Here is a 25,872-nt window from a genome sequence, read left to right on the forward strand (position 1 = left end):
GAAAGCTATGTCCATTGCGGTAACCACCACCGATCCGACAAATACCGGCGTCAGCACCACCAGTAGTAGTTCGCTCACGGGCAGCAACGCCGCAGATTTACAAAGCAGTTTTCTGACTTTGTTGGTGGCGCAGCTGAAAAACCAGGACCCGACCAATCCAATGGAAAATAACGAGCTGACGTCGCAACTGGCACAAATCAGCACGGTCAGCGGGATTGAAAAACTCAATACCACGCTCGGATCTATTTCCGGACAGATTGATAACAGCCAGTCGTTACAGGCCAGTAACCTGATCGGTCACGGCGTGATGATCCCCGGCACCACTGTTCTTGCGGGAACCGGCAGTGAAGAAGGGGCTGTGACCACGACCACGCCGTTTGGTGTTGAGCTGCAACAGGCGGCAGACAAAGTTACGGCCACCATCACCGATAAAAATGGCGCGGTTGTGCGCACCATTGATATTGGTGAACTGACCGCCGGAGTCCACAGTTTCACCTGGGACGGTACGTTGACTGACGGCAGCACTGCGCCGAACGGTTCTTACAACGTAGCGATTAGCGCCAGTAACGGTGGTACACAACTGGTTGCCCAGCCGCTGCAGTTTGCTTTGGTGCAGGGTGTGATCCGCGGCAACAACGGTAATACGCTGGATCTCGGCACTTACGGCACCACCACCCTCGACGAAGTACGGCAGATAATTTAAGCCTTCACATTTCAGGAGTCAGTCATGGCCTTTTCTCAAGCGGTTAGCGGATTAAACGCTGCCGCCACCAACCTCGATGTTATTGGCAACAATATCGCCAACTCCGCCACCTACGGCTTTAAATCAGGCACGGCCTCTTTTGCCGATATGTTTGCCGGTTCGAAAGTGGGACTGGGGGTAAAAGTTGCCGGTATCACTCAGGACTTTACCGATGGCACGACCACCAACACCGGGCGTGGTCTGGACGTTGCTATCAGCCAGAACGGTTTTTTCCGTCTGGTAGACAGCAACGGTTCGGTGTTCTACAGCCGTAACGGACAATTTAAGCTGGATGAAAACCGTAACCTGGTGAATATGCAAGGTTTACAGCTGACGGGTTACCCGGCAACCGGTACGCCGCCGACTATTCAGCAAGGGGCGAATCCGACCAATATTTCGATCCCGAATACCCTGATGGCAGCGAAAACTACCACCACGGCGTCGATGCAGATCAACCTGAATTCCAGTGATCCGCTTCCCTCTGTTAACGCATTTGATGCCAGCAATGCGGATAGCTATAACAAAAAAGGTTCGGTGACTGTTTTCGATAGTCAGGGTAATGCTCATGACATGAGCGTCTACTTTGTGAAGACCGGGGATAATAACTGGCAGGTCTACACCCAGGATAGTAGTGATCCAAACAGCATTGCGAAGACAGCGACAACACTGGTGTTTAATGCCAATGGCGTTCTGACCTCAGATCCAACAGCGAATATTTCCACTGGCGCAATTAACGGCGCAGATCCCGCCACGTTTAGCCTGAGTTTCCTCAACTCCATGCAGCAAAATACCGGTGCTAACAACATTGTGGCAACCACCCAGAACGGCTACAAACCGGGCGATCTGGTGAGTTATCAAATCAATGATGACGGTACGGTTGTCGGCAACTATTCCAACGAACAAACCCAACTGCTGGGGCAGATTGTACTGGCGAACTTTGCCAACAACGAAGGTCTGGCATCCGAAGGCGACAACGTCTGGTCTGCGACGCAATCTTCTGGCGTGGCGCTGTTGGGGACAGCCGGGACGGGCAACTTTGGCACCCTGACCAACGGTGCGCTGGAAGCGTCTAACGTCGATCTCAGTAAAGAACTGGTCAATATGATCGTTGCTCAGCGTAACTATCAGTCTAACGCCCAGACCATCAAAACCCAGGACCAGATCCTCAACACGCTGGTTAACTTACGCTAATCGCTGACGGGATAGCTCAATGGATCACGCAATTTATACCGCGATGGGAGCAGCCAGCCAGACGTTGAATCAACAGGCGGTAACCGCCAGTAATCTGGCCAATGCCTCTACGCCCGGTTTTCGCGCGCAGTTAAACGCCTTGCGCGCAGTGCCGGTGGAAGGGCTTTCACTGCCTACGCGCACGCTGGTAACGGCGTCAACGCCGGGTGCAGACATGACGCCCGGCAAGATGGATTACACCTCGCGCCCGCTGGACGTTGCGTTGCAGCAGGATGGCTGGCTGGCCGTGCAGACCGCTGACGGCAGCGAAGGGTATACGCGTAATGGCAGCATTCAGGTTGATCCCACTGGGCAACTGACAATTCAGGGGCATCCGGTGATAGGCGAGGCGGGGCCAATTGCTGTGCCGGAAGGGGCGGAAATCACTATTGCTGCCGATGGCACAATCTCGGCGCTGAATCCGGGCGATCCGGCAAATACGGTTGCGCCAGTGGGGCGTCTGAAACTGGTGAAAGCCACGGGCAGCGAAGTGCAGCGCGGTGACGACGGCATTTTTCGTTTAAGCGCAGAAAGCCAGGCCACGCGTGGGCCTGTACTGCAGGCAGAGCCAACCTTGCGTGTGATGTCGGGTGTTCTGGAAGGCAGTAACGTCAATGCCGTTGCGGCAATGAGCGACATGATTGCCAGCGCGCGGCGTTTTGAAATGCAGATGAAGGTGATCAGCAGCGTCGATGATAACGCAGGCCGTGCCAACCAACTGCTGTCGATGAGTTAATTAATCGATTGATGACATTGCAATAAAAGCGCGCGGACTGTTCCCTCGCCCCTTTGGGGAGAGGTTAGGGTGAGGGGAAATGCGCACCGCCGCGTGCTTCTGCTCTGCTTGTCACTAATCCACTACAGGACATTTTATGATCAGTTCATTATGGATCGCCAAAACGGGCCTTGACGCCCAGCAAACCAATATGGACGTCATTGCCAACAACCTGGCAAACGTCAGTACTAACGGTTTTAAGCGTCAGCGCGCGGTGTTTGAAGATCTGCTTTATCAAACCATTCGCCAGCCGGGGGCACAGTCTTCCGAACAAACCACCTTACCCTCCGGATTACAAATCGGCACGGGGGTACGCCCGGTCGCCACTGAACGCTTACACAGCCAGGGCAACCTGTCGCAAACCAATAACAGTAAAGATGTCGCGATTAAAGGGCAGGGCTTTTTCCAGGTGATGTTGCCAGATGGCTCATCAGCCTATACCCGTGACGGCTCTTTCCAGGTGGATCAGAACGGGCAGCTGGTGACGGCTGGTGGTTTTCAGGTGCAGCCAGCGATCACCATACCGGCGAATGCGCTAAGTATCACCATCGGTCGTGATGGCGTGGTCAGCGTAACACAACAAGGCCAGGCAGCTCCGGTTCAGGTTGGGCAGCTCAATCTCACCACCTTTATGAATGATACCGGACTGGAGAGTATTGGCGAAAACCTCTACACCGAAACGCAATCCTCCGGTGCACCGAACGAAAGCACGCCGGGCCTGAACGGCGCGGGACTGCTGTATCAAGGGTATGTTGAAACGTCTAACGTCAACGTGGCGGAAGAACTGGTCAATATGATTCAGGTGCAACGCGCTTACGAAATCAACAGTAAAGCGGTATCCACCACCGATCAGATGCTGCAAAAACTGACGCAACTCTAAGGCATAACCGGTGGCAGATTCACCGGTTTACTGATTTTTGAAGATGATAGCCATGCAAAAAAACGCTGCGCATACTTATGCCATTTCCAGCTTGTTGGTGCTTTCACTAACCGGCTGCGCCTGGATACCCTCCACGCCGCTGGTACAGGGGGCGACCAGTGCACAACCGGTTCCCGGTCCGACGCCCGTCGCCAACGGTTCTATTTTCCAGTCTGCTCAGCCGATTAACTATGGCTATCAACCGCTGTTTGAAGATCGTCGACCACGCAATATTGGCGATACGCTGACCATCGTGTTGCAGGAGAACGTCAGCGCCAGCAAAAGCTCCTCTGCGAATGCCAGCCGTGACGGTAAAACTAATTTTGGCTTTGATACTGTGCCACGCTATTTGCAGGGGCTGTTTGGTAACGCTCGTGCCGATGTCGAAGCCTCCGGTGGTAACACGTTCAACGGAAAGGGCGGGGCCAATGCCAGCAATACCTTTAGCGGCACGTTGACGGTGACGGTTGACCAGGTACTGGTCAACGGCAACCTGCATGTGGTGGGTGAAAAACAGATCGCCATTAATCAGGGTACCGAATTTATTCGCTTCTCTGGTGTAGTTAATCCACGCACTATCAGCGGCAGCAATACCGTACCGTCTACTCAGGTGGCGGATGCGCGCATTGAATACGTAGGCAATGGCTACATTAACGAAGCACAAAATATGGGCTGGTTGCAGCGTTTCTTCCTCAACCTGTCACCAATGTAAGTGAGGCTGTGGTGATTAAATTTCTCTCTGCATTAATTCTTTTACTGGTTACCACGGCGGCTCAGGCTGAGCGTATTCGCGATCTCACCAGTGTTCAGGGGGTAAGGCAAAACTCACTGATTGGCTATGGCCTGGTGGTGGGGCTTGATGGTACAGGTGACCAGACAACTCAGACGCCGTTTACCACACAAACGCTTAATAACATGCTCTCACAGCTGGGAATTACCGTTCCGACGGGCACTAATATGCAGCTAAAAAACGTCGCTGCGGTTATGGTGACAGCGTCACTTCCACCGTTTGGACGTCAGGGGCAAACCATCGATGTGGTGGTTTCTTCCATGGGTAATGCCAAAAGCTTGCGTGGAGGTACGTTGTTGATGACACCGCTTAAGGGCGTTGACAGTCAGGTGTATGCGCTGGCGCAGGGCAATATTCTGGTTGGCGGCGCAGGAGCCTCCGCTGGCGGTAGCAGTGTTCAGGTGAACCAACTGAACGGTGGACGGATCACCAATGGTGCGGTTATTGAACGTGAATTGCCCAGCCAGTTTGGCGTCGGGAATACCCTTAATTTGCAACTTAACGACGAAGATTTCAGCATGGCGCAGCAAATCGCTGACACCATCAACCGCGTGCGTGGATATGGCAGCGCCACCGCGTTAGATGCGCGGACTATTCAGGTGCGCGTACCAAGTGGCAACAGTTCCCAGGTCCGTTTCCTTGCCGATATCCAGAATATGCAGGTTAATGTCACCCCGCAGGACGCCAAAGTAGTGATTAACTCGCGTACCGGTTCGGTGGTGATGAATCGCGAAGTGACCCTCGACAGCTGCGCAGTAGCGCAGGGGAATCTCTCGGTTACGGTCAATCGTCAGGCCAATGTCAGCCAGCCAGATACACCGTTTGGTGGCGGGCAGACCGTGGTAACGCCACAAACGCAGATCGATTTACGCCAGAGCGGCGGTTCGCTGCAAAGCGTACGTTCCAGCGCCAGCCTCAATAACGTGGTGCGTGCGCTCAATGCGCTGGGCGCTACGCCGATGGATCTGATGTCCATACTGCAATCAATGCAAAGTGCGGGATGTCTGCGGGCAAAACTGGAAATCATCTGATGATCAGCGACAGCAAACTACTGGCAAGTGCGGCCTGGGATGCACAATCGCTCAACGAACTTAAGGCGAAAGCGGGCGAAGATCCGGCGGCAAATATCCGTCCGGTGGCCCGCCAGGTGGAAGGGATGTTCGTGCAGATGATGTTGAAAAGCATGCGCGACGCTTTACCAAAAGATGGCCTGTTCAGCAGCGAGCACACTCGCCTGTATACCAGTATGTATGACCAGCAGATTGCCCAACAGATGACGGCGGGCAAAGGTCTGGGGCTGGCAGAGATGATGGTTAAACAGATGACGCCAGAACAACCATTGCCAGAGGAGTCCACGCCAGCAGCACCGATGAAATTCCCGCTCGAAACCGTGGTGCGTTATCAAAATCAGACGCTTTCGCAGCTGGTGCAAAAGGCCGTACCACGTAACTACGATGATTCGCTGCCGGGTGACAGTAAAGCATTCCTCGCGCAACTCTCGCTGCCAGCCCAACTGGCAAGCCAGCAAAGTGGTGTGCCACATCATTTGATCCTCGCTCAGGCGGCGCTGGAATCTGGCTGGGGACAACGGCAAATCCGCCGTGAAAACGGCGAGCCGAGCTATAACCTGTTTGGTGTCAAAGCCTCTGGCAACTGGAAAGGGCCAGTCACTGAAATTACCACGACTGAATATGAAAACGGCGAAGCGAAGAAAGTAAAAGCGAAGTTTCGGGTCTACAGCTCGTATCTGGAAGCATTGTCGGATTACGTTGGGCTGTTAACACGTAACCCGCGCTACGCCGCCGTGACGACCGCCGCGAGTGCGGAGCAGGGGGCGCAGGCCCTACAGGACGCGGGCTATGCCACCGATCCTCACTATGCCCGTAAACTCACCAACATGATTCAGCAAATGAAATCGATAAGCGACAAGGTGAGCAAAACCTACAGCATGAACATTGATAATCTGTTCTGAATAACTCAAGTCCGGCGGGTCGCTGCCGATAATACTCTGTAATTGAAGGCTTATAAGGAACCTCCATGTCCAGCTTGATCAATAACGCCATGAGCGGACTGAACGCGGCCCAGGCGGCGTTAAATACGGCAAGTAATAATATCTCCAGCTATAACGTTGCCGGATATACCCGCCAAACCACTATTATGGCGCAGGCCAATAGCACGTTGGGCGCTGGCGGCTGGGTTGGCAATGGCGTCTACGTTTCTGGTGTGCAGCGTGAGTATGATGCGTTTATTACCAACCAGTTACGTGCTGCGCAGACGCAAAGTAGCGGCCTGACTGCCCGCTATGAGCAGATGTCGAAAATCGACAATATGCTCTCCACCAGTACCTCTTCGCTGGCAACACAGATGCAGGATTTTTTCACCAGCCTGCAAACGCTGGTGAGTAACGCGGAAGATCCGGCAGCGCGCCAGGCGCTGATTGGGAAATCAGAAGGGTTGGTAAATCAGTTTAAAACCACCGATCAATATCTGCGCGACCAGGACAAACAGGTCAATATCGCGATAGGTGCCAGCGTTGATCAGATCAACAATTACGCTAAACAAATCGCCAGCCTGAACGATCAGATCTCCCGCCTGACAGGCGTGGGGGCAGGGGCGTCACCTAACAATCTGCTGGATCAACGCGATCAACTGGTGAGCGAATTAAACCAGATTGTTGGCGTAGAAGTCAGCGTTCAGGATGGTGGCACTTATAACATCACGATGGCCAATGGCTACTCACTGGTTCAGGGAAGTACGGCGCGGCAACTTGCGGCAGTTCCTTCCAGCGCCGACCCTTCTCGTACGACTGTCGCTTATGTTGATGGGACGGCAGGCAATATTGAGATCCCTGAAAAATTACTGAATACCGGGTCGCTGGGCGGCATTCTGACATTCCGTTCTCAGGATCTGGACCAGACGCGTAATACGCTTGGACAAATGGCGCTGGCATTTGCCGAGGCTTTCAACACCCAACACAAAGCCGGATTTGATGCTAACGGCGATGCCGGTGAAGATTTCTTTGCTATCGGTAAGCCCGCGGTTCTGCAAAACACGAAAAACAAAGGTGACGTTGCGATCGGTGCAACGGTAACTGATGCCTCCGCGGTACTGGCGACAGATTACAAAATCTCGTTCGATAATAATCAGTGGCAGGTCACCCGCCTTGCCAGCAATACCACTTTTACGGTGACGCCGGATGCCAACGGTAAAGTGGCATTTGATGGTCTGGAGTTGACGTTTACAGGAACGCCTGCCGTTAACGACAGCTTCACACTGAAACCGGTAAGTGACGCCATCGTCAACATGGATGTATTAATCACCGACGAAGCGAAAATCGCCATGGCGAGCGCAGAAGATGCGGGTGATAGCGACAACCGCAACGGTCAGGCCCTGCTCGATCTGCAAAGCAACAGTAAAACGGTGGGCGGTGCGAAATCCTTTAACGACGCTTATGCCTCGTTAGTGAGTGATATCGGTAATAAAACCGCGACGTTGAAAACCAGTAGCACCACGCAAGGTAATGTGGTGACGCAGCTTTCCAATCAGCAGCAGTCGATTTCCGGTGTCAATCTCGATGAGGAGTACGGAAATCTGCAACGTTTTCAGCAGTATTACCTCGCGAATGCGCAGGTTCTGCAGACGGCAAACGCGATTTTTGATGCGCTGGTTAACATTCGCTAAGGGGAGATAAAATGCGTTTCAGTACCCAGATGATGTACCAGCAAAACATGCGCGGCATCACCAATTCTCAGGCAGAATGGATGAAGTACGGTGAACAGATGTCGACGGGTAAGCGAGTCGTTAACCCTTCAGATGATCCCATTGCTGCATCACAAGCTGTTGTTCTCTCCCAGGCACAGGCGCAAAACAGCCAGTACACGCTGGCGCGTACTTTCGCCACTCAAAAAGTGTCACTGGAAGAGAGTGTACTTAGCCAGGTCACCACCGCTATCCAGAATGCTCAGGAAAAAATTGTCTACGCCAGCAATGGCACCTTGAGTGACGATGACCGGGCCTCGCTGGCTACGGATATTCAGGGGCTTCGTGACCAGTTGCTGAATCTGGCGAACACCACTGACGGTAACGGGCGCTACATTTTTGCCGGTTATAAAACAGAAACTGCGCCGTTTAGTGTGGCAGACGGCGAATATGTTGGCGGAGCAGAAAGTATTAAACAACAGGTCGATGCTTCGCGTTCGATGGTGATAGGGCACACGGGTGACAAAATTTTCGACAGTATTACCAGCAACGCGGTAGCGGAACCAGACGGTAGCGCTTCTGAAACCAATCTTTTTGCCATGCTGGATAGTGCCATCGCAGCCCTGAAAACGCCGGTCGCGGATAGCGAAGCGGATAAAGAAACCGCCGCTGCGGCACTGGATAAAACCAACCGCGGACTGAAAAACTCGCTGAACAATGTGCTGACTGTTCGCGCGGAATTAGGCACGCAGCTGAACGAACTGGAGTCGCTGGATTCATTAGGTAGCGATCGCGCTTTAGGGCAAACGCAGCAGATGAGCGATCTGGTTGATGTGGACTGGAATGCAACTATTTCATCTTACATCATGCAGCAAACGGCATTGCAGGCATCGTATAAAGCATTTACCGATATGCAGGGATTGTCGCTCTTCCAGCTCAACAAATAAGCTCGCTTTAAAACATATCATGAAACTGGGTATGTTTTGTCTGCCCGCTCTGGGATCGCCGGGGCGGGCATTTTTTTGCCTATTTTGTATTGTTGGTTAGCAAGGATGCCATTTGATGAATTTTAATATGTTGATTTAAAGATGAAATAAAAAAGCCCTGGCAGTTACCAGGGCTTGATTGCTTGAGCTAATTATTACTCAACAGGTTGCGGACGCGCAGGAGCGGCAGAGGCATGATGCGTTGCCGTATGACCACCTGCGGCACCTTTGCCTTCGAAGGCAAAAGTAGGGCGCTGCCAGTCACTGTGACGCGGTGCCTCCGGAACATATTCCGGTGCCGGAGCGCGCGTCATTGGCGCGGTAGCGTGGTTATGCTCAACGGTGACCTCAGGTTTAACCGCGGCTACCGTTTCAACTTCTGCTGCGACTTCAGCGACGACTGGCGCGGCAGGTTGAGCAACAACTTCAGGTTCAGCAACCACAACCTCAGCAGTTTCGGCAACTTCTTCAATATCAGCCGTCTCTTCCTGCGGTTCAACCACCGGTTCTGCGTGTTCTGCAACTTCCTGGGCTACGGCAACATCAGACTCGGTAATCACCTGCGGCTGTTCAGTTACCGCGGCGGCAATCACTTCAGGATGCGTCGTTTCAACCACTTCAGGTTGCGGTTCGGCAACCTGAACGGGGGCTTCTACAACTTCAGCCACTTCTTCAACAACCGGTGCGCTAACAACAGGTTCGACAGCGGCGGCGACAGGGACCTCAGTCACCATCGGCTGCACTTGTACTTCTTCCTGTTCGCGCTGCTCTTCGACCTGTACATCTTGCGGACGTACAATTGGATAGCGGATCCAGACTTTGCCAGAGGCCAGTTCCGGAGATGCGCACGCTACGGTCAAAGGCATTGGCGATTGGGTTGGATAACGCTCGTCACGATAGCGACGACGACGCTGACCACTCACGCGCAGGTGACGAGGCGAGCGGCGAGAACGACGCGGCATGCCACCGTTGTCACGGTTATCGGCATTGTTCTCTTCTTGCTGTTCTGGTGCAGCTTGCGCTACGACTGGCAGCGGGACTTTCACCAGTTCTGTGCGTGGAGCTGGCGCTTCCTGAACAATTGGTTCGGCAGCGACAGTTTCTTCAACCACCGGTGCGACTACCGCTTCTTCGGCTACGCTTTGCTCGTAACGCACTTTCTGATTGAGCTGACGCTGTTTACGACGCGGCTGAACCGGACGTACACGTTCTTCCTGTTCGGTTTCCTGAACAGATTGCTCTTCAACATTCAGCGCCTTCGCTTCTTGTTGCGCCTGACGTTTATCATCGTTACGGCGGCGGCTACGTTCACGACGCGGCGCTTGCTGCTCGTCGGTGGTACGTGCTTTTTCCGTTACCTCAGCCTGCTGACGGCTCTCACGCGTCTCGGCAGTCTGCTGCTGTGCCTGGCGACGATTACGACGGTTTTCTTCGCGATTATCGCTGCCTTCAGTACGTTCACTACGGGTGTCGCGGCGCTCATTACGATCACGGCGGTTGTTCTGACGAGGCTTGCGACGATCCTGTTGACGTTCCGGTTTCGCTTCTGCTTTCGGTGCTGGTTGCTCGGTCGGCTTGGTTTCTTCCCCACCGCTGAACAGCGCTTTCAGTGCGCCGAAGAAGCGGCTTAACAGCCCAGGTTGTGCAGGAGCTGCTGGTGTTGCCGGTGCAGCTTTAGGTGCTGGGGCTACGACAGGCGCGGCAGGTTCAGCTGGGGTTGGTGCTGGCGGCACATCCGGCATGGCAAAGGTAGCCAGCGCAGGTTGTTCCGGACGCTTACGTTCAGCGAACTCTTCTTCAGACGGCAGTGCCATCGCTTCTTCATGCAGCTTCGGCAGCATGTAGCTTAAGGTTGGGGTTTCTTCCCCTTTGCGAACGCGCAGCACATGGTAGTGCGGGGTTTCCATCTGATCGTTTGGCACAATCACACAGCGCACGCCGTCCTGACGAGTTTCAATCGCATTCACTGCAGAACGTTTTTCATTCAGCAGATAAGAAGCGATTGGCACAGGAACAATGGCGTGCACTTCCTGGGTGTTCTCTTTCAGCGCTTCTTCTTCGATCAGACGCAGAATAGAGAGCGACAGCGATTCGTTGTCACGCACGGTACCGGTACCGGAGCAGCGCGGGCAGACGTGATGGCTGGATTCACCCAGTGATGGGCTCAGGCGCTGACGGGACATTTCCAGCAGGCCAAAGCGAGAAATATGGCTGATTTGAATACGCGCACGGTCCTGACGCACCGCTTCACGCAGACGGTTTTCTACCGCACGCTGGTGGCGTACTGGCGTCATGTCGATGAAGTCGATAACAATCAGGCCGCCGAGGTCACGCAGGCGCAGCTGACGAGCAATCTCATCGGCAGCTTCGAGGTTGGTGTTAAACGCGGTTTCTTCGATATCGCCGCCGCGGGTCGCGCGTGCGGAGTTGATGTCGATGGCCGTTAACGCTTCGGTGCTGTCGATAACAATGGAACCACCGGATGGCAGACGAACTTCACGCTGGAAGGCGGACTCGATCTGTGACTCGATCTGGTAGTGGCTGAACAGCGGGATCTCGCCGGTGTACAGCTTGATTTTGCTGCTGAAATCCGGGCGACCTAATGCAGCGATATGCTGGCGTGCCAGTTCGAGCACTTTCGGGTTATCGATAAGGATTTCGCCGATGTCCTGGCGTAAGTAATCGCGGAATGCGCGAACGATTACGTTGCTCTCCTGATGAATCAGGAACGGAGCTGGGCGGCTTTCAGCGGCTTTTTTGATGGCTTCCCAGTGTTTCAGACGGAAGCTTAAATCCCATTGCAGCGCCTCAGCAGATTTGCCGACGCCAGCGGTGCGCACGATAAGCCCCATGCCTTCCGGCAGTTCAAGGCTTGCCAGTGCTTCTTTTAATTCGGTACGGTCGTCGCCTTCGATACGACGAGAAATGCCACCCGCGCGCGGGTTGTTCGGCATCAGAACCAGATAGCTACCCGCCAGACTGATAAAGGTGGTTAATGCCGCGCCTTTGTTGCCGCGCTCTTCTTTATCGATCTGAACAATGACTTCCTGACCTTCACGCAACACATCTTTAATGTTGGGACGACCATGAGCACTGTAGTTAGCAGGGAAATATTCGCGGGCAATTTCTTTTAGTGGGAGGAAACCGTGACGTTCAGCGCCGTAATCAACAAAAGCAGCTTCCAGACTCGGTTCAATGCGGGTGATTTTACCTTTGTAGATGTTTGCCTTTTTCTGCTCGTGCCCTGGACTTTCGATATCCAGGTCATACAGACGCTGCCCATCTACAAGGGCAACGCGCAACTCTTCCTGCTGAGTTGCGTTGATTAACATTCTTTTCATCGTAACTTACTCATTATTCTTACATTGACGACTAAGCTGCGGGCAAAGTAACGCCTTTCCGGGTGTGAACCGATGGCCTCGTGTCTAGTCGCGTCGCCAACCTCACGGTTATCGTCAGCTCAAAGAGGCGCAGAGTGTCGGTTGCCCGTTTTTCATGCGGAAAAACAGCGCAATTATCAAAGAAACAGACTGGGTATTACTCTCCAGAAATATTTCCATCTACCGGTAAGGACTGCAACCCGCAGCCCGCTAACTGCCTGAAAGATCAATACGTCTTACGCCATTGCTGCGTGGATGATCGGTCGGGCAAAATGGGTTATTCCGTAAAATTTCTTGTTTTAACAAGGATGGACACGGAAACGGCCTCATTATTCCACTGCAAGCCTTGTTATAGCAAGATGACTTTTACCATTTATCACCCGCTTACTCACAGTTTTTTCACTTCTTGCTGGTGATTGGTTTAATAACCATCAATAAAGTGATCACGTAGTGAAGTAATAAGGTGCAAAACTAAATATAAGCATAGAAAAATGAGTGGCGCGAATCCTGTTGGCTAATTAGAATCGCCCACCATGAAAACAGAGACTCCATCCGTAAAAATTGTTGCTATCACCGCTGACGAAGCGGGGCAACGTATCGATAACTTTTTGCGTACCCAATTGAAAGGCGTACCAAAAAGTATGATTTACCGTATTTTGCGTAAAGGCGAAGTGCGGGTGAACAAAAAACGTATTAAGCCTGAATATAAACTCGAAGCGGGTGATGAGGTGCGTATCCCACCGGTTCGCGTTGCTGAACGGGAAGAAGAGGCGGTATCGCCACATCTGCAAAAGGTGGCAGCGCTGGCGGACGTCATCTTATATGAAGATGACCATATCCTGGTGCTGAATAAACCTTCCGGTACGGCGGTACATGGCGGCAGTGGTTTAAGCTTCGGCGTTATCGAAGGTTTGCGGGCGTTGCGCCCGGAAGCGCGGTTCCTTGAACTGGTTCATCGTCTCGACCGGGACACTTCAGGTGTGTTGCTGGTAGCGAAAAAACGCTCGGCGTTGCGTTCTCTGCATGAGCAATTACGTGAAAAAGGGATGCAAAAAGATTACCTGGCGCTGGTGCGCGGTCAGTGGCAGTCGCATGTGAAGAGCGTTCAAGCGCCGTTATTGAAAAATATTCTGCAAAGCGGCGAACGTATCGTGCGTGTCAGTCAGGAAGGCAAACCGTCGGAAACACGCTTTAAAGTGGAAGAACGCTATGCATTTGCCACCCTGGTGCGTTGTAGCCCGGTAACAGGGCGTACTCATCAGATCCGTGTGCATACACAGTATGCGGGTCATCCGATTGCCTTTGACGATCGCTACGGTGACCGTGAATTTGACAGACAGCTCACTGAAGCAGGCACAGGATTAAATCGTCTGTTCCTGCACGCCGCAGCGTTGAAGTTTACCCATCCGGGGACCGGTGAGGTGATGCGTATCGAAGCGCCGATGGATGATGGTTTGAAGCGTTGTTTGCAAAAACTGCGTAACGCGCGCTAATACGAGCATATAAGCATGATAATGGGCGGTTGGCCTGATAAGGCGTTTACGCCGCATCAGGCTGCCAGCACCGATTGCCGGATGCGACGTAACCGCATCCGGCGCAAATAACTATCCCATCAGCGGGTTTTTCCCTTCCCGACGTAACATCTGACACAGCGCGATTAGCGGTAAACCAACCAGCGTGTTAGGATCACGCCCCTCTAAACGCTCAAACAGAGTAATGCCAAATCCTTCACTCTTAAAGCTACCCGCGCAGTGCAGGGGATGCTCTTTACGCACGTAATTATCAATCTCCGCCTCGCTCAGGTGACGGAAATGGACGTCAAAAGGCTCCACTTCTGTTTGTAGATGCCCATTCGCCGAATTAAACAACGCCAGTCCAGTATAGAAGGTGACGATATTGCCGCTGGCTTTGCGTAATTGCAGACGGGCATTTTCTTCCGTTAACGGTTTACCGGTGATTTCGCCATCAAGAACACATACCTGGTCTGAACCAATAATTAAATGATCCGGATAACGTGACGCCAGAGATTGCGCTTTTTCTTGTGCCAGTCGAAGCACCAACTGTCGCGGTGATTCGTCGCTGCGTGGGGTTTCGTCGACCTCTGGTGCTGCACATTCAAAAGAGATTTGCAGTTTTTCCAGAAGAGCGCGACGCCATGGCGAGGTGGAGGCTAAAATAAGTTTAGGCATATTTTTTTCCATCAGATATAGCGTATTGATGATAGCCATTTTAAACTATGCGCTTCGTTTTGCAGGTTGATGTTCGTTATCAGCACTGAACGAAAATAAAGCAGTAACCCGCAATGTGTGCGAATTATTGGCAAAAGGCAACCACATGCTGCCTTTTTCTTTGACTCTATGACGTTACAAAGTTAATATGCGCGCCCTATGCAAAAGGTAAAATTACCCCTGACTCTCGATCCGGTTCGTACGGCTCAAAAACGCCTTGATTACCAGGGTATCTATACTCCTGATCAGGTTGAGCGCGTCGCCGAATCCGTAGTCAGTGTGGACAGTGATGTGGAATGCTCCATGTCGTTCGCTATCGATAACCAACGTCTCGCAGTGTTAAACGGCGATGCGAAGGTGACGGTAACGCTCGAGTGTCAGCGTTGCGGGAAGCCGTTTACTCATCAGGTCTACACAACGTATTGTTTTAGTCCTGTGCGTTCAGACGAACAGGCTGAAGCACTGCCGGAAGCGTATGAACCGATTGAGGTTAACGAATTCGGTGAAATCGATCTGCTTGCAATGGTTGAAGATGAAATCATCCTCGCCTTGCCGGTAGTTCCGGTGCATGATTCTGAACACTGTGAAGTGTCCGAAGCGGACATGGTCTTTGGTGAACTGCCTGAAGAAGCGCAAAAGCCAAACCCATTTGCCGTATTAGCCAGCTTAAAGCGTAAGTAATTGGTGCTCCCCGTTGGATCGGGGATAAACCGTAATTGAGGAGTAAGGTCCATGGCCGTACAACAGAATAAACCAACCCGTTCCAAACGTGGCATGCGTCGTTCCCATGACGCGCTGACCGCAGTCACCAGCCTGTCTGTAGACAAAACTTCTGGTGAAAAACACCTGCGTCACCACATCACTGCCGACGGTTACTACCGCGGCCGCAAGGTCATCGCTAAGTAATCACGCGTCTGCGTGATGAAGCTTAGTGAGGATTTTCCCCAGGCAACTGGGGAAAGACCAAACCGGGCGGCGACGATACCTTGACACGTCTAACCCTGGCGTTAGATGTCATGGGAGGGGATTTTGGCCCTTCCGTGACAGTGCCTGCAGCATTGCAGGCACTGAATTCTAATTCGCAACTCACTCTTCTTTTAGTCGGCAATCCCGACGCCATCACGCCATTACTTGCTAAAGCTGACTTTGAACAACGTTCGCGTCTGCAGATTATTCCTGCGCAGTCAGTTATCGCCAGTGATGCCCGGCCTTCGCAAGCTATCCGCGCCAGTCGTGGGAGTTCAATGCGCGTGGCCCTGGAGCTGGTGAAAGAAGGTCGAGCGCAAGCCTGTGTTAGTGCCGGTAATACCGGGGCGCTGATGGGGCTGGCAAAATTATTACTCAAGCCCCTGGAGGGGATTGAGCGTCCGGCGCTGGTGACGGTATTACCGCATCAGCAAAAGGGCAAAACGGTGGTCCTCGATTTAGGGGCCAACGTCGATTGTGACAGCACAATGTTGGTGCAATTTGCCATTATGGGCTCAGTTCTGGCTGAAGAGGTGGTGGAAATTCCCAATCCTCGCGTGGCGTTGCTCAATATTGGTGAAGAAGAAGTAAAGGGTCTCGACAGTATTCGGGATGCCTCAGCGGTGCTTAAAACAATCCCTTCTATCAATTATATCGGCTATCTTGAAGCCAATGAGTTGTTAACTGGCAAGACAGATGTGCTGGTTTGTGATGGCTTTACAGGAAATGTCACATTAAAGACGATGGAAGGTGTTGTCAGGATGTTCCTTTCTCTGCTGAAATCTCAGGGTGAAGGGAAAAAACGGTCGTGGTGGCTACTGTTATTAAAGCGTTGGCTACAAAAGAGCCTGACGAGGCGATTCAGTCACCTCAACCCCGACCAGTATAACGGCGCCTGTCTGTTAGGATTGCGCGGCACGGTGATAAAAAGTCATGGTGCAGCCAATCAGCGAGCTTTTGCGGTCGCGATTGAACAGGCAGTGCAGGCGGTGCAGCGACAAGTTCCTCAGCGAATTGCCGCTCGCCTGGAATCTGTATACCCAGCTGGTTTTGAGCTGCTGGACGGTGGCAAAAGCGGAACTCTGCGGTAGCAGGACGCTGCCAGCGAACTCGCAGTTTGCAAGTGACGGTATATAACCGAAAAGTGACTGAGCGTACATGTATACGAAGATTATTGGTACTGGCAGCTATCTGCCCGAACAAGTGCGGACAAACGCCGATTTGGAAAAAATGGTGGACACCTCTGACGAGTGGATTGTCACTCGTACCGGTATCCGCGAACGCCACATTGCCGCGCCAAACGAAACCGTTTCAACCATGGGCTTTGAAGCGGCGACACGCGCAATTGAGATGGCGGGCATTGAGAAAGACCAGATTGGCCTGATCGTTGTGGCAACGACTTCTGCTACGCACGCTTTCCCGAGCGCAGCTTGTCAGATTCAAAGCATGCTGGGCATTAAAGGTTGCCCGGCATTTGACGTTGCAGCAGCCTGCGCAGGTTTCACCTATGCATTAAGCGTAGCCGATCAATACGTGAAATCTGGGGCGGTGAAGTATGCTCTGGTCGTCGGTTCCGATGTACTGGCGCGCACCTGCGATCCAACAGATCGTGGGACTATTATTATTTTTGGCGATGGCGCGGGCGCTGCGGTGCTGGCTGCCTCTGAAGAGCCGGGAATCATTTCCACCCATCTGCATGCCGACGGTAGTTATGGTGAATTGCTGACGCTGCCAAACGCCGACCGCGTAAATCCAGAGAATTCAATTCATCTGACGATGGCGGGCAACGAAGTCTTCAAGGTTGCGGTAACGGAACTGGCGCACATCGTTGATGAGACGCTGGCGGCGAATAATCTTGACCGTTCTCAACTGGACTGGCTGGTTCCGCATCAGGCTAACCTGCGTATTATCAGTGCAACGGCGAAAAAACTCGGCATGTCGATGGACAATGTCGTGGTGACGCTGGATCGCCACGGTAATACCTCTGCGGCCTCTGTCCCGTGCGCTCTGGATGAAGCTGTACGCGACGGGCGCATTAAGCCGGGGCAGTTGGTTCTGCTTGAAGCCTTTGGCGGTGGATTCACCTGGGGCTCCGCGCTGGTTCGTTTCTAGGATAAGGATTAAAACATGACGCAATTTGCATTTGTGTTCCCTGGACAGGGTTCTCAAACCGTTGGAATGCTGGCTGATATGGCGGCGAGCTATCCAATTGTCGAAGAAACGTTTGCTGAAGCTTCTGCGGCGCTGGGCTACGACCTGTGGGCGCTGACCCAGCAGGGGCCGGCTGAAGAACTGAATAAAACCTGGCAAACCCAGCCAGCGCTGTTGACTGCATCTGTTGCGCTGTATCGCGTATGGCAGCAGCAGGGCGGTAAAGCACCGGCAATGATGGCTGGTCACAGCCTGGGGGAATACTCCGCGCTGGTTTGCGCTGGTGTGATTGATTTCGCTGATGCGGTGCGTCTGGTTGAGATGCGCGGCAAGTTCATGCAAGAAGCCGTACCGGAAGGCACGGGCGCTATGGCGGCAATCATCGGTCTGGATGATGCGTCTATTGCGAAAGCGTGTGAAGAAGCTGCAGAAGGTCAGGTCGTTTCTCCGGTAAACTTTAACTCTCCGGGACAGGTGGTTATTGCCGGTCATAAAGAAGCAGTTGAGCGTGCTGGCGCTGCTTGTAAAGCTGCGGGCGCAAAACGCGCTCTGCCGTTACCAGTGAGCGTACCGTCTCACTGTGCGCTGATGAAACCAGCAGCCGACAAACTGGCAGTAGAATTAGCGAAAATCACCTTTAACGCACCAACAGTTCCTGTTGTGAATAACGTTGATGTGAAATGCGAAACCAATGGTGATGCCATCCGTGACGCACTGGTACGTCAGTTGTATAACCCGGTTCAGTGGACGAAGTCTGTTGAATACATGGCAGCGCAAGGCGTAGAACATCTCTATGAAGTCGGCCCGGGCAAAGTGCTTACTGGCCTGACGAAACGCATTGTCGACACCCTGACCGCCTCGGCGCTGAACGAACCTTCAGCGATGGCAGCGGCGCTCGAGCTTTAAAAGAGGAAAATCATGAGTTTTGAAGGAAAAATCGCACTGGTAACCGGTGCAAGCCGCGGAATTGGCCGCGCAATTGCTGAAACGCTCGCAGCCCGTGGCGCGAAAGTTATTGGCACTGCGACCAGTGAAAATGGCGCTCAGGCGATCAGTGATTATTTAGGTGCCAACGGCAAAGGTCTGATGTTGAATGTGACCGACCCGGCATCTATCGAATCTGTTCTGGAAAAAATTCGCGCAGAATTTGGTGAAGTGGATATCCTGGTCAATAATGCCGGTATCACTCGTGATAACCTGTTAATGCGAATGAAAGATGAAGAGTGGAACGATATTATCGAAACCAACCTTTCATCTGTTTTCCGTCTGTCAAAAGCGGTAATGCGCGCTATGATGAAAAAGCGTCATGGTCGTATTATCACTATCGGTTCTGTGGTTGGTACCATGGGAAATGGCGGTCAGGCCAACTACGCTGCGGCGAAAGCGGGCTTGATCGGCTTCAGTAAATCACTGGCGCGCGAAGTTGCGTCACGCGGTATTACTGTAAACGTTGTTGCTCCGGGCTTTATTGAAACGGACATGACACGTGCGCTGAGCGATGACCAGCGTGCGGGTATCCTGGCGCAGGTTCCTGCGGGTCGCCTCGGCGGCGCACAGGAAATCGCCAACGCGGTTGCATTCCTGGCATCCGACGAAGCAGCTTACATCACGGGTGAAACTTTGCATGTGAACGGCGGGATGTACATGGTCTGACCGCGATTTGCACAAAATGCTCATGTTGCGCGCAGTCTGCGTGGTTATGAGTAATAATTAGTGCAAAATGATTTGCGTTATTGGGGGGTAAGGCCTCAAAATAACGTAAAATCGTGGTAAGACCTGCCGGGATTTAGTTGCAAATTTTTCAACATTTTATACACTACGAAAACCATCGCGAAAGCGAGTTTTGATAGGAAATTTAAGAGTATGAGCACTATCGAAGAACGCGTTAAGAAAATTATCGGCGAACAGCTGGGCGTTAAGCAGGAAGAAGTTACCAACAATGCTTCTTTCGTTGAAGACCTGGGCGCGGATTCTCTTGACACCGTTGAGCTGGTAATGGCTCTGGAAGAAGAGTTTGATACTGAGATTCCGGACGAAGAAGCTGAGAAAATCACCACCGTTCAGGCTGCCATTGATTACATCAACGGCCACCAGGCGTAAGTGAACATCTCCAGGCGGTCGTTCGACCGCCTGAGTTTTATCTTTTTGTCCCACTAGAATCATTTTTTCCCTCCCTGGAGGACAAACGTGTCTAAGCGTCGTGTAGTTGTGACCGGACTGGGCATGTTGTCTCCTGTCGGCAATACCGTAGAGTCTACCTGGAAAGCTCTGCTTGCCGGTCAGAGTGGCATCAGCCTAATCGACCATTTCGATACTAGCGCCTATGCAACGAAATTTGCTGGCTTAGTAAAGGATTTTAACTGTGAGGACATTATCTCGCGCAAAGAACAGCGCAAGATGGATGCCTTCATTCAATATGGAATTGTCGCTGGCGTTCAGGCCATGCAGGATTCTGGCCTTGAAATAACGGAAGAGAACGCAACCCGCATTGGTGCCGCAATTGGCTCCGGGATTGGCGGCCTCGGACTGATCGAAGAAAACCACACATCTCTGATGAACGGTGGTCCACGTAAGATCAGCCCATTCTTCGTTCCGTCAACGATTGTGAACATGGTGGCAGGTCATCTGACTATCATGTATGGCCTGCGTGGCCCAAGCATCTCTATCGCGACCGCCTGTACTTCCGGCGTGCACAACATTGGCCATGCTGCGCGTATTATCGCGTATGGCGATGCTGACGTGATGGTTGCAGGTGGCGCAGAGAAAGCCAGTACGCCGCTGGGCGTTGGTGGTTTTGGCGCGGCACGTGCATTATCTACCCGCAATGATAACCCGCAAGCGGCGAGCCGCCCGTGGGATAAAGAGCGTGATGGTTTCGTACTGGGCGATGGTGCCGGTATGCTGGTACTTGAAGAGTACGAACACGCGAAAAAACGCGGTGCGAAAATTTACGCTGAACTCGTCGGCTTTGGTATGAGCAGCGATGCTTATCATATGACGTCACCGCCAGAAAATGGCGCAGGCGCAGCTCTGGCAATGGCAAATGCTTTGCGTGATGCAGGCATTGAAGCGAGTCAGATTGGCTACGTTAACGCACACGGTACTTCTACTCCGGCTGGCGATAAAGCTGAAGCGCAGGCGGTGAAAACCATCTTCGGTGAAGCTGCAAGCCGTGTGTTGGTAAGCTCCACGAAATCTATGACCGGTCACCTGTTAGGTGCGGCGGGTGCAGTAGAATCTATCTACTCCATCCTGGCGCTGCGCGATCAGGCTGTTCCGCCAACCATTAACCTGGATAACCCGGATGAAGGTTGCGATCTGGATTTCGTACCGTACGAAGCGCGTCAGGTCAGCGGAATGGAATACACGCTGTGTAACTCCTTCGGCTTCGGTGGCACTAATGGTTCTTTGATCTTTAAAAAGATCTAAGTTGTCATTTTCCACCCTTATAAAAGGTCCGCTTGCGGGCCTTTTTTCTTAGCTTTTATTCCGACTTGTTCCGTAGTGAACATGCTGCCACACTAACAATTCTCTGATAAGGAGCCGGTATGTTCTTAATTAACGGTCATAAGCAGGAATCGCTGGCAGTAAGCGATCGGGCAACGCAGTTTGGTGATGGTTGTTTTACCACCGCCAGAGTTATCGACGGTAAAGTCAGTTTGTTATCGGCGCATATCCAGCGACTACAGGATGCTTGTCAGCGGTTGATGATTTCCTGTGACTTCTGGCCTCAGCTTGAACAAGAGATGAAAACGCTGGCAGCAGAACAGCAAAATGGTGTACTGAAAGTCGTGATCAGTCGCGGTAGTGGCGGGCGAGGGTACAGCACATTGAACAGTGGACCGGCAACGCGGATTCTCTCCGTTACGGCTTATCCTGCACATTACGACCGTTTGCGTAACGAAGGGATGACGTTGGCGCTAAGCCCGGTGCGGCTGGGGCGCAATCCTCATCTTGCAGGTATTAAACATCTTAATCGGCTTGAGCAAGTATTGATCCGCTCTCATCTTGAGCAGACAAACGCTGATGAGGCGCTGGTCCTTGACAGCGAAGGGTGGGTTACGGAATGCTGTGCGGCTAATTTGTTCTGGCGGAAGGGCAACGTAGTTTATACGCCGCGACTGGATCAGGCAGGTGTTAACGGCATTATGCGACAATTCTGTATCCGTTTACTGGCACAATCCTCTTATCAGCTTGTCGAAGTGCAAGCCACTCTGGAAGAGGCGTTGCAGGCAGATGAGATGGTTATTTGTAATGCGTTAATGCCAGTGATGCCCGTACGTGCCTGTGGCGATGTCTCCTTTTCGTCAGCAACGTTATATGAATATTTAGCCCCACTTTGTGAGCGCCCGAATTAGTCATGAAAAAAGTGTTATTGATTATCTTATTATTGCTGGTGGTACTGGGTATCGCCGCTGGTGTGGGCGTCTGGAAGGTTCGCCATCTTGCCGACAGCAAATTGCTTATCAAAGAAGAGACGATATTTACCCTGAAGCCAGGGACCGGACGTCTGGCGCTCGGTGAACAGCTTTACGCCGATAAGATCATCAATCGCCCACGGGTTTTTCAATGGCTGCTGCGTATCGAACCGGATCTTTCTCACTTTAAAGCCGGGACTTACCGCTTTACACCGCAGATGACCGTGCGCGAGATGCTGAAATTGTTGGAAAGCGGTAAAGAAGCACAGTTCCCGCTGCGACTGGTAGAAGGGATGCGTCTGAGCGACTACCTCAAGCAATTGCGTGAGGCTCCGTATATCAAGCACACGCTGAGCGACGATAAGTACGCCACCGTAGCGCAGGCACTTGAACTGGAAAACCCGGAGTGGATTGAAGGTTGGTTCTGGCCAGACACCTGGATGTATACCGCCAATACCACCGATGTCGCGTTACTCAAGCGAGCGCACAAGAAAATGGTGAAAGCGGTCGATAGCGCCTGGGAAGGGCGTGCGGACGGTCTGCCTTATAAAGATAAGAACCAGCTGGTGACGATGGCATCAATTATCGAAAAAGAAACCGCCGTTGCCAGTGAACGCGATCAGGTTGCCTCGGTATTTATCAACCGTTTACGCATTGGTATGCGCCTGCAGACCGACCCGACCGTGATTTACGGGATGGGAGAGCGTTATAATGGCAAACTTTCTCGTGCAGACCTGGAAACGCCGACAGCGTATAACACCTATACCATTACCGGTTTGCCTCCAGGTGCGATAGCGACGCCGGGGGCGGATTCGCTGAAGGCTGCTGCGCATCCGGCAAAAACGCCGTATCTCTATTTTGTGGCCGATGGTAAAGGTGGTCACACGTTTAATACCAATCTTGCCAGTCATAACAAGTCTGTGCAGGATTATCTGAAAGTGCTTAAGGAAAAAAATGCGCAGTAAGTATATCGTCATTGAGGGGCTGGAAGGCGCAGGCAAAACTACCGCGCGTAACGTGGTGGTTGAGACGCTCGAGCAACTGGGTATCCGCGACATGGTTTTCACTCGGGAACCTGGCGGTACGCAACTTGCCGAAAAGTTAAGAAGCCTGGTGCTGGATATCAAATCGGTAGGCGATGAAGTCATTACCGATAAAGCCGAAGTTCTGATGTTTTATGCCGCGCGCGTTCAACTGGTAGAAACGGTCATCAAACCTGCGCTGGCTAACGGCACTTGGGTGATTGGCGATCGCCACGATCTCTCCACTCAGGCGTATCAGGGCGGCGGACGTGGTATTGACCAACATATGCTGGCAACATTGCGTGATGCTGTTCTCGGGGATTTTCGCCCCGACTTAACGCTCTATCTCGATGTTACCCCGGAAGTTGGCTTAAAACGCGCGCGTGCGCGCGGCGAGCTGGATCGTATTGAGCAAGAGTCTTTCGATTTCTTTAATCGCACCCGCGCCCGCTATCTGGAACTGGCAGCACAAGATAAAAGCATTCATACCATTGATGCCACCCAGCCGCTGGAGGCCGTGATGGATGCAATCCGCACTACCGTGACCAACTGGGTGAAGGAGTCGGACGCATGAGATGGTATCCATGGTTACGACCTGATTTCGAAAAACTGGTAGCCAGCTATCAGGCCGGAAGAGGTCACCATGCGCTGCTCATTCAGGCGTTACCGGGCATGGGCGATGATGCTTTAATCTACGCCCTGAGCCGTTATTTACTCTGCCAACAACCGCAGGGCCACAAAAGTTGCGGTCACTGTCGTGGATGTCAGTTGATGCAGGCTGGCACGCATCCCGATTACTACACCCTGGCTCCCGAAAAAGGGAAAAATACGCTGGGCATTGATGCGGTACGTGAGGTCACCGAAAAGCTGAATGAGCACGCACGCTTAGGTGGTGCGAAAGTTGTCTGGGTAACCGATGCTGCCTTACTAACCGACGCCGCGGCTAACGCATTGCTGAAAACGCTTGAAGAGCCACCAGCAGAAACGTGGTTTTTCCTTGCTACCCGCGAGCCAGAACGTTTACTGGCAACATTACGTAGTCGTTGTCGGTTACATTACCTTGCGCCGCCGCCGGAACAGTACGCCGTGACCTGGCTTTCACGCGAAGTGACAATGTCACAGGATGCACTACTTGCCGCATTGCGCTTAAGCGCCGGTTCGCCTGGCGCGGCACTGGCGTTGTTTCAGGGAGATAACTGGCAGGCTCGTGAAACATTGTGTCAGGCGCTGGCATATAGCGTGCAATCGGGCGACTGGTATTCGCTGCTAGCGGCCCTTAATCATGAACAAGCTCCGGCGCGTTTACACTGGCTGGCAACGTTGCTGATGGATGCGCTAAAACGCCATCATGGCGCTGCGCAGGTGACCAATGTTGATGTGCCGGGACTGGTCGTCGAACTGGCAAACCATCTTTCTCCCTCGCGCCTGCAGGCTATACTGGGGGATGTTTGCCACATTCGTGAACAGTTAATGTCTGTCACAGGCATCAACCGCGAGCTTCTCATCACCGATCTTTTACTGCGTATTGAGCATTACCTGCAACCGGGCGTTGTGCTACCGGTTCCTCATCTTTAAGAGAGACATCATGTTTTTAGTCGACTCACACTGCCATCTCGATGGTCTGGATTATGAATCTTTGCATAAGGACGTGGATGACGTTCTGGCGAAAGCCGCCGCACGCGATGTGAAATTTTGTCTGGCAGTCGCCACAACATTACCAGGTTATTTACATATGCGGGATCTGGTAGGCGAACGTGACAACGTCGTATTTTCTTGTGGCGTGCATCCACTCAACCAGAATGATCCCTACGATGTAGAAGATTTACGCCGTCTGGCGGCAGAAGAGGGTGTTGTAGCGCTGGGTGAAACCGGTCTGGATTATTATTACACACCGGAAACTAAAGTACGTCAGCAAGAGTCCTTCATTCATCATATCCAGATTGGTCGTGAACTGAACAAGCCGGTTATCGTCCATACCCGTGACGCCCGCGCCGATACGCTGGCAATTCTGCGCGAAGAAAAAGTGACGGATTGCGGTGGCGTACTACACTGTTTTACAGAGGACAGAGAAACGGCGGGTAAATTACTGGATCTCGGATTTTACATCTCCTTTTCCGGCATTGTGACCTTCCGTAATGCGGAGCAACTGCGCGATGCTGCGCGTTATGTCCCCCTGGATCGGTTACTGGTGGAAACTGACTCACCTTACCTTGCGCCGGTGCCGCATCGAGGAAAAGAGAATCAACCTGCGATGGTTCGTGACGTTGCAGAATACATGGCTGTGTTGAAAGGTGTTGCCGTTGAAGAACTGGCGCAGGTAACCACCGATAACTTCGCCCGTCTGTTTCACATCGATGCTTCCCGCCTTCAATCCATCCGTTGAATGAGTTTTTTTAAAGCTCGTAATTAATGGCTAAAACGAGTAAAGTTCACCGCCTAAAATTGGGCGGTGAATAACCACGTTTGAAATATTGTGACATATGTTTTGTCAAAATGTGCAACTTCTCCAATGATCTGAAGTTGAAACGTGATAGCCGTCAAACAAATTGGCACTGAATTATTTTAC

Annotated in this window: 25 protein-coding genes; 23 read left to right on the forward strand and 2 right to left on the reverse strand. The window is 52.4% G+C overall.

Translation table 11 applies throughout. The features are described 5' to 3' along the window. Window positions 1-7 precede the first annotated feature (7 nt). From flgD to flgL, 9 genes are all read left to right on the forward strand, one after another. Entirely contained in the window at window positions 8-703 is a 696-nt protein-coding gene (gene flgD / locus ACJHXB_RS08920) for a flagellar hook assembly protein FlgD (RefSeq protein WP_000020484.1), read from the forward strand. A 24-nt stretch (window positions 704-727) separates the two neighbouring features. Then, on the forward strand, window positions 728-1,933 hold the full coding sequence (gene flgE / locus ACJHXB_RS08925; RefSeq protein WP_000885855.1) for a flagellar hook protein FlgE: 1,206 nt from the start codon (window positions 728-730) through the stop codon (window positions 1,931-1,933). A 19-nt stretch (window positions 1,934-1,952) separates the two neighbouring features. Further along, window positions 1,953-2,708: a flagellar basal-body rod protein FlgF gene (gene flgF, locus ACJHXB_RS08930; protein ID WP_000349312.1), complete on the forward strand. Its 756-nt coding sequence runs from the start codon at window positions 1,953-1,955 to the stop codon at window positions 2,706-2,708. 136 nt (window positions 2,709-2,844) lie between these two features. Then, entirely contained in the window at window positions 2,845-3,627 is a 783-nt protein-coding gene (flgG, locus tag ACJHXB_RS08935) for a flagellar basal-body rod protein FlgG (protein ID WP_000625837.1), read from the forward strand. 52 nt (window positions 3,628-3,679) lie between these two features. After that, window positions 3,680-4,378 (forward strand): flagellar basal body L-ring protein FlgH, encoded by a 699-nt coding sequence (gene flgH, locus ACJHXB_RS08940; protein ID WP_001295442.1) that lies wholly within the window; start codon window positions 3,680-3,682, stop codon window positions 4,376-4,378. 11 nt (window positions 4,379-4,389) lie between these two features. Beyond that, window positions 4,390-5,487, forward strand: coding sequence for a flagellar basal body P-ring protein FlgI (gene flgI, locus ACJHXB_RS08945; protein WP_000589326.1), 1,098 nt, complete (start codon window positions 4,390-4,392; stop codon window positions 5,485-5,487). After that, a complete protein-coding gene (gene flgJ / locus ACJHXB_RS08950) occupies window positions 5,487-6,428 on the forward strand; it encodes a flagellar assembly peptidoglycan hydrolase FlgJ (protein ID WP_001305885.1) in 942 nt (313 codons plus the stop codon). Before flgI ends, flgJ begins: the two co-directional genes overlap by 1 nt. A gap of 65 nt (window positions 6,429-6,493) precedes the next feature. Continuing rightward, window positions 6,494-8,137 carry a flagellar hook-associated protein FlgK gene (gene flgK / locus ACJHXB_RS08955; protein WP_000096489.1) on the forward strand — a complete coding sequence of 548 codons (1,644 nt, stop codon included), beginning with the start codon at window positions 6,494-6,496 and terminating at the stop codon, window positions 8,135-8,137. 11 nt (window positions 8,138-8,148) lie between these two features. Beyond that, complete coding sequence (gene flgL / locus ACJHXB_RS08960) at window positions 8,149-9,102, forward strand: flagellar hook-associated protein FlgL (RefSeq protein ID WP_001212787.1); 954 nt, start codon at window positions 8,149-8,151, stop codon at window positions 9,100-9,102. Window positions 9,103-9,296: 194 nt separating this feature from the next. Here the strand turns inward: flgL and rne are convergent, their stop codons facing one another. Next, window positions 9,297-12,482 carry a ribonuclease E gene (gene rne, locus ACJHXB_RS08965; RefSeq protein ID WP_001605239.1) on the reverse strand — a complete coding sequence of 1,062 codons (3,186 nt, stop codon included), beginning with the start codon at window positions 12,480-12,482 and terminating at the stop codon, window positions 9,297-9,299. A gap of 572 nt (window positions 12,483-13,054) precedes the next feature. On the opposite strand from rne, the gene rluC reads away from it, so the two are divergent. Next, entirely contained in the window at window positions 13,055-14,014 is a 960-nt protein-coding gene (rluC, locus tag ACJHXB_RS08970) for a 23S rRNA pseudouridine(955/2504/2580) synthase RluC (protein ID WP_000846342.1), read from the forward strand. Between the two features lie 111 nt (window positions 14,015-14,125). On the opposite strand, the gene yceF is transcribed toward rluC, so the two are convergent. Then, window positions 14,126-14,710 carry a 7-methyl-GTP pyrophosphatase gene (gene yceF, locus ACJHXB_RS08975; RefSeq protein ID WP_001125202.1) on the reverse strand — a complete coding sequence of 195 codons (585 nt, stop codon included), beginning with the start codon at window positions 14,708-14,710 and terminating at the stop codon, window positions 14,126-14,128. A 198-nt stretch (window positions 14,711-14,908) separates the two neighbouring features. Here yceF and yceD point away from each other — a divergent pair, with 198 nt between their 5' ends. The 13 genes from yceD (at window position 14,909) to ACJHXB_RS09040 (ending at window position 25,689) form a co-directional block, all read left to right on the forward strand. Beyond that, a complete protein-coding gene (gene yceD, locus ACJHXB_RS08980; protein ID WP_001174481.1) occupies window positions 14,909-15,430 on the forward strand; it encodes a 23S rRNA accumulation protein YceD in 522 nt (173 codons plus the stop codon). A 51-nt stretch (window positions 15,431-15,481) separates the two neighbouring features. After that, a complete protein-coding gene (rpmF, locus tag ACJHXB_RS08985) occupies window positions 15,482-15,655 on the forward strand; it encodes a 50S ribosomal protein L32 (RefSeq protein WP_000290727.1) in 174 nt (57 codons plus the stop codon). An 80-nt stretch (window positions 15,656-15,735) separates the two neighbouring features. After that, the gene (plsX, locus tag ACJHXB_RS08990) at window positions 15,736-16,806 is read left to right on the forward strand and encodes a phosphate acyltransferase PlsX (RefSeq protein WP_000197578.1); all 1,071 of its coding nucleotides are present in this window, start codon (window positions 15,736-15,738) and stop codon (window positions 16,804-16,806) included. A gap of 67 nt (window positions 16,807-16,873) precedes the next feature. After that, window positions 16,874-17,827, forward strand: coding sequence for a beta-ketoacyl-ACP synthase III (gene fabH / locus ACJHXB_RS08995; RefSeq protein ID WP_000288132.1), 954 nt, complete (start codon window positions 16,874-16,876; stop codon window positions 17,825-17,827). Between the two features lie 15 nt (window positions 17,828-17,842). After that, window positions 17,843-18,772 carry an ACP S-malonyltransferase gene (gene fabD / locus ACJHXB_RS09000; RefSeq protein WP_000191372.1) on the forward strand — a complete coding sequence of 310 codons (930 nt, stop codon included), beginning with the start codon at window positions 17,843-17,845 and terminating at the stop codon, window positions 18,770-18,772. A gap of 12 nt (window positions 18,773-18,784) precedes the next feature. Further along, a complete protein-coding gene (gene fabG, locus ACJHXB_RS09005) occupies window positions 18,785-19,519 on the forward strand; it encodes a 3-oxoacyl-ACP reductase FabG (RefSeq protein WP_000007233.1) in 735 nt (244 codons plus the stop codon). A gap of 210 nt (window positions 19,520-19,729) precedes the next feature. Beyond that, on the forward strand, window positions 19,730-19,966 hold the full coding sequence (gene acpP / locus ACJHXB_RS09010) for an acyl carrier protein (RefSeq protein WP_000103754.1): 237 nt from the start codon (window positions 19,730-19,732) through the stop codon (window positions 19,964-19,966). A gap of 87 nt (window positions 19,967-20,053) precedes the next feature. Then, window positions 20,054-21,295 carry a beta-ketoacyl-ACP synthase II gene (gene fabF / locus ACJHXB_RS09015; protein WP_000044681.1) on the forward strand — a complete coding sequence of 414 codons (1,242 nt, stop codon included), beginning with the start codon at window positions 20,054-20,056 and terminating at the stop codon, window positions 21,293-21,295. Window positions 21,296-21,414: 119 nt separating this feature from the next. Further along, window positions 21,415-22,224 (forward strand): aminodeoxychorismate lyase, encoded by an 810-nt coding sequence (pabC, locus tag ACJHXB_RS09020; RefSeq protein WP_000478686.1) that lies wholly within the window; start codon window positions 21,415-21,417, stop codon window positions 22,222-22,224. A 2-nt stretch (window positions 22,225-22,226) separates the two neighbouring features. Further along, window positions 22,227-23,249, forward strand: a complete 1,023-nt coding sequence (gene yceG, locus ACJHXB_RS09025; RefSeq protein WP_000756838.1) for a cell division protein YceG — start codon at window positions 22,227-22,229, stop codon at window positions 23,247-23,249. Next, window positions 23,239-23,880, forward strand: coding sequence for a dTMP kinase (tmk, locus tag ACJHXB_RS09030; protein ID WP_001257003.1), 642 nt, complete (start codon window positions 23,239-23,241; stop codon window positions 23,878-23,880). The genes yceG and tmk overlap by 11 nt, the downstream gene beginning before the upstream one ends. Then, complete coding sequence (gene holB, locus ACJHXB_RS09035; protein ID WP_001267948.1) at window positions 23,877-24,881, forward strand: DNA polymerase III subunit delta'; 1,005 nt, start codon at window positions 23,877-23,879, stop codon at window positions 24,879-24,881. Before tmk ends, holB begins: the two co-directional genes overlap by 4 nt. Before the next feature lie 10 nt (window positions 24,882-24,891). After that, window positions 24,892-25,689 carry a metal-dependent hydrolase gene (locus ACJHXB_RS09040; protein WP_000480245.1) on the forward strand — a complete coding sequence of 266 codons (798 nt, stop codon included), beginning with the start codon at window positions 24,892-24,894 and terminating at the stop codon, window positions 25,687-25,689. Window positions 25,690-25,872 lie beyond the last annotated feature (183 nt).

The sequence above is a fragment of the Escherichia sp. WS3227_2 genome (assembly GCF_046486495.1).
Lineage (GTDB): Bacteria > Pseudomonadota > Gammaproteobacteria > Enterobacterales > Enterobacteriaceae > Escherichia > Escherichia coli.

Excerpts from the sequence above, each read along its gene's own strand:
- flgK (WP_000096489.1), top strand. The coding sequence starts at position 6,494 with ATGTCCAGCTTGATCAATAACGCCATGAGCGGACTGAACGCGGCCCAG.
- fabH (WP_000288132.1), top strand. The coding sequence starts at position 16,874 with ATGTATACGAAGATTATTGGTACTGGCAGCTATCTGCCCGAACAAGTG.
- pabC (WP_000478686.1), top strand. The coding sequence starts at position 21,415 with ATGTTCTTAATTAACGGTCATAAGCAGGAATCGCTGGCAGTAAGCGAT.
- yceG (WP_000756838.1), top strand. The coding sequence starts at position 22,227 with ATGAAAAAAGTGTTATTGATTATCTTATTATTGCTGGTGGTACTGGGT.
- flgH (WP_001295442.1), top strand. The coding sequence starts at position 3,680 with ATGCAAAAAAACGCTGCGCATACTTATGCCATTTCCAGCTTGTTGGTG.
- rpmF (WP_000290727.1), top strand. The coding sequence starts at position 15,482 with ATGGCCGTACAACAGAATAAACCAACCCGTTCCAAACGTGGCATGCGT.
- flgE (WP_000885855.1), top strand. The coding sequence starts at position 728 with ATGGCCTTTTCTCAAGCGGTTAGCGGATTAAACGCTGCCGCCACCAAC.
- flgJ (WP_001305885.1), top strand. The coding sequence starts at position 5,487 with ATGATCAGCGACAGCAAACTACTGGCAAGTGCGGCCTGGGATGCACAA.
- acpP (WP_000103754.1), top strand. The coding sequence starts at position 19,730 with ATGAGCACTATCGAAGAACGCGTTAAGAAAATTATCGGCGAACAGCTG.
- holB (WP_001267948.1), top strand. The coding sequence starts at position 23,877 with ATGAGATGGTATCCATGGTTACGACCTGATTTCGAAAAACTGGTAGCC.
- tmk (WP_001257003.1), top strand. The coding sequence starts at position 23,239 with ATGCGCAGTAAGTATATCGTCATTGAGGGGCTGGAAGGCGCAGGCAAA.
- rne (WP_001605239.1), bottom strand. The coding sequence starts at position 12,482 with ATGAAAAGAATGTTAATCAACGCAACTCAGCAGGAAGAGTTGCGCGTT.
- fabG (WP_000007233.1), top strand. The coding sequence starts at position 18,785 with ATGAGTTTTGAAGGAAAAATCGCACTGGTAACCGGTGCAAGCCGCGGA.
- flgL (WP_001212787.1), top strand. The coding sequence starts at position 8,149 with ATGCGTTTCAGTACCCAGATGATGTACCAGCAAAACATGCGCGGCATC.
- yceF (WP_001125202.1), bottom strand. The coding sequence starts at position 14,710 with ATGCCTAAACTTATTTTAGCCTCCACCTCGCCATGGCGTCGCGCTCTT.
- flgD (WP_000020484.1), top strand. The coding sequence starts at position 8 with ATGTCCATTGCGGTAACCACCACCGATCCGACAAATACCGGCGTCAGC.
- flgG (WP_000625837.1), top strand. The coding sequence starts at position 2,845 with ATGATCAGTTCATTATGGATCGCCAAAACGGGCCTTGACGCCCAGCAA.
- flgF (WP_000349312.1), top strand. The coding sequence starts at position 1,953 with ATGGATCACGCAATTTATACCGCGATGGGAGCAGCCAGCCAGACGTTG.
- ACJHXB_RS09040 (WP_000480245.1), top strand. The coding sequence starts at position 24,892 with ATGTTTTTAGTCGACTCACACTGCCATCTCGATGGTCTGGATTATGAA.
- rluC (WP_000846342.1), top strand. The coding sequence starts at position 13,055 with ATGAAAACAGAGACTCCATCCGTAAAAATTGTTGCTATCACCGCTGAC.
- fabD (WP_000191372.1), top strand. The coding sequence starts at position 17,843 with ATGACGCAATTTGCATTTGTGTTCCCTGGACAGGGTTCTCAAACCGTT.
- yceD (WP_001174481.1), top strand. The coding sequence starts at position 14,909 with ATGCAAAAGGTAAAATTACCCCTGACTCTCGATCCGGTTCGTACGGCT.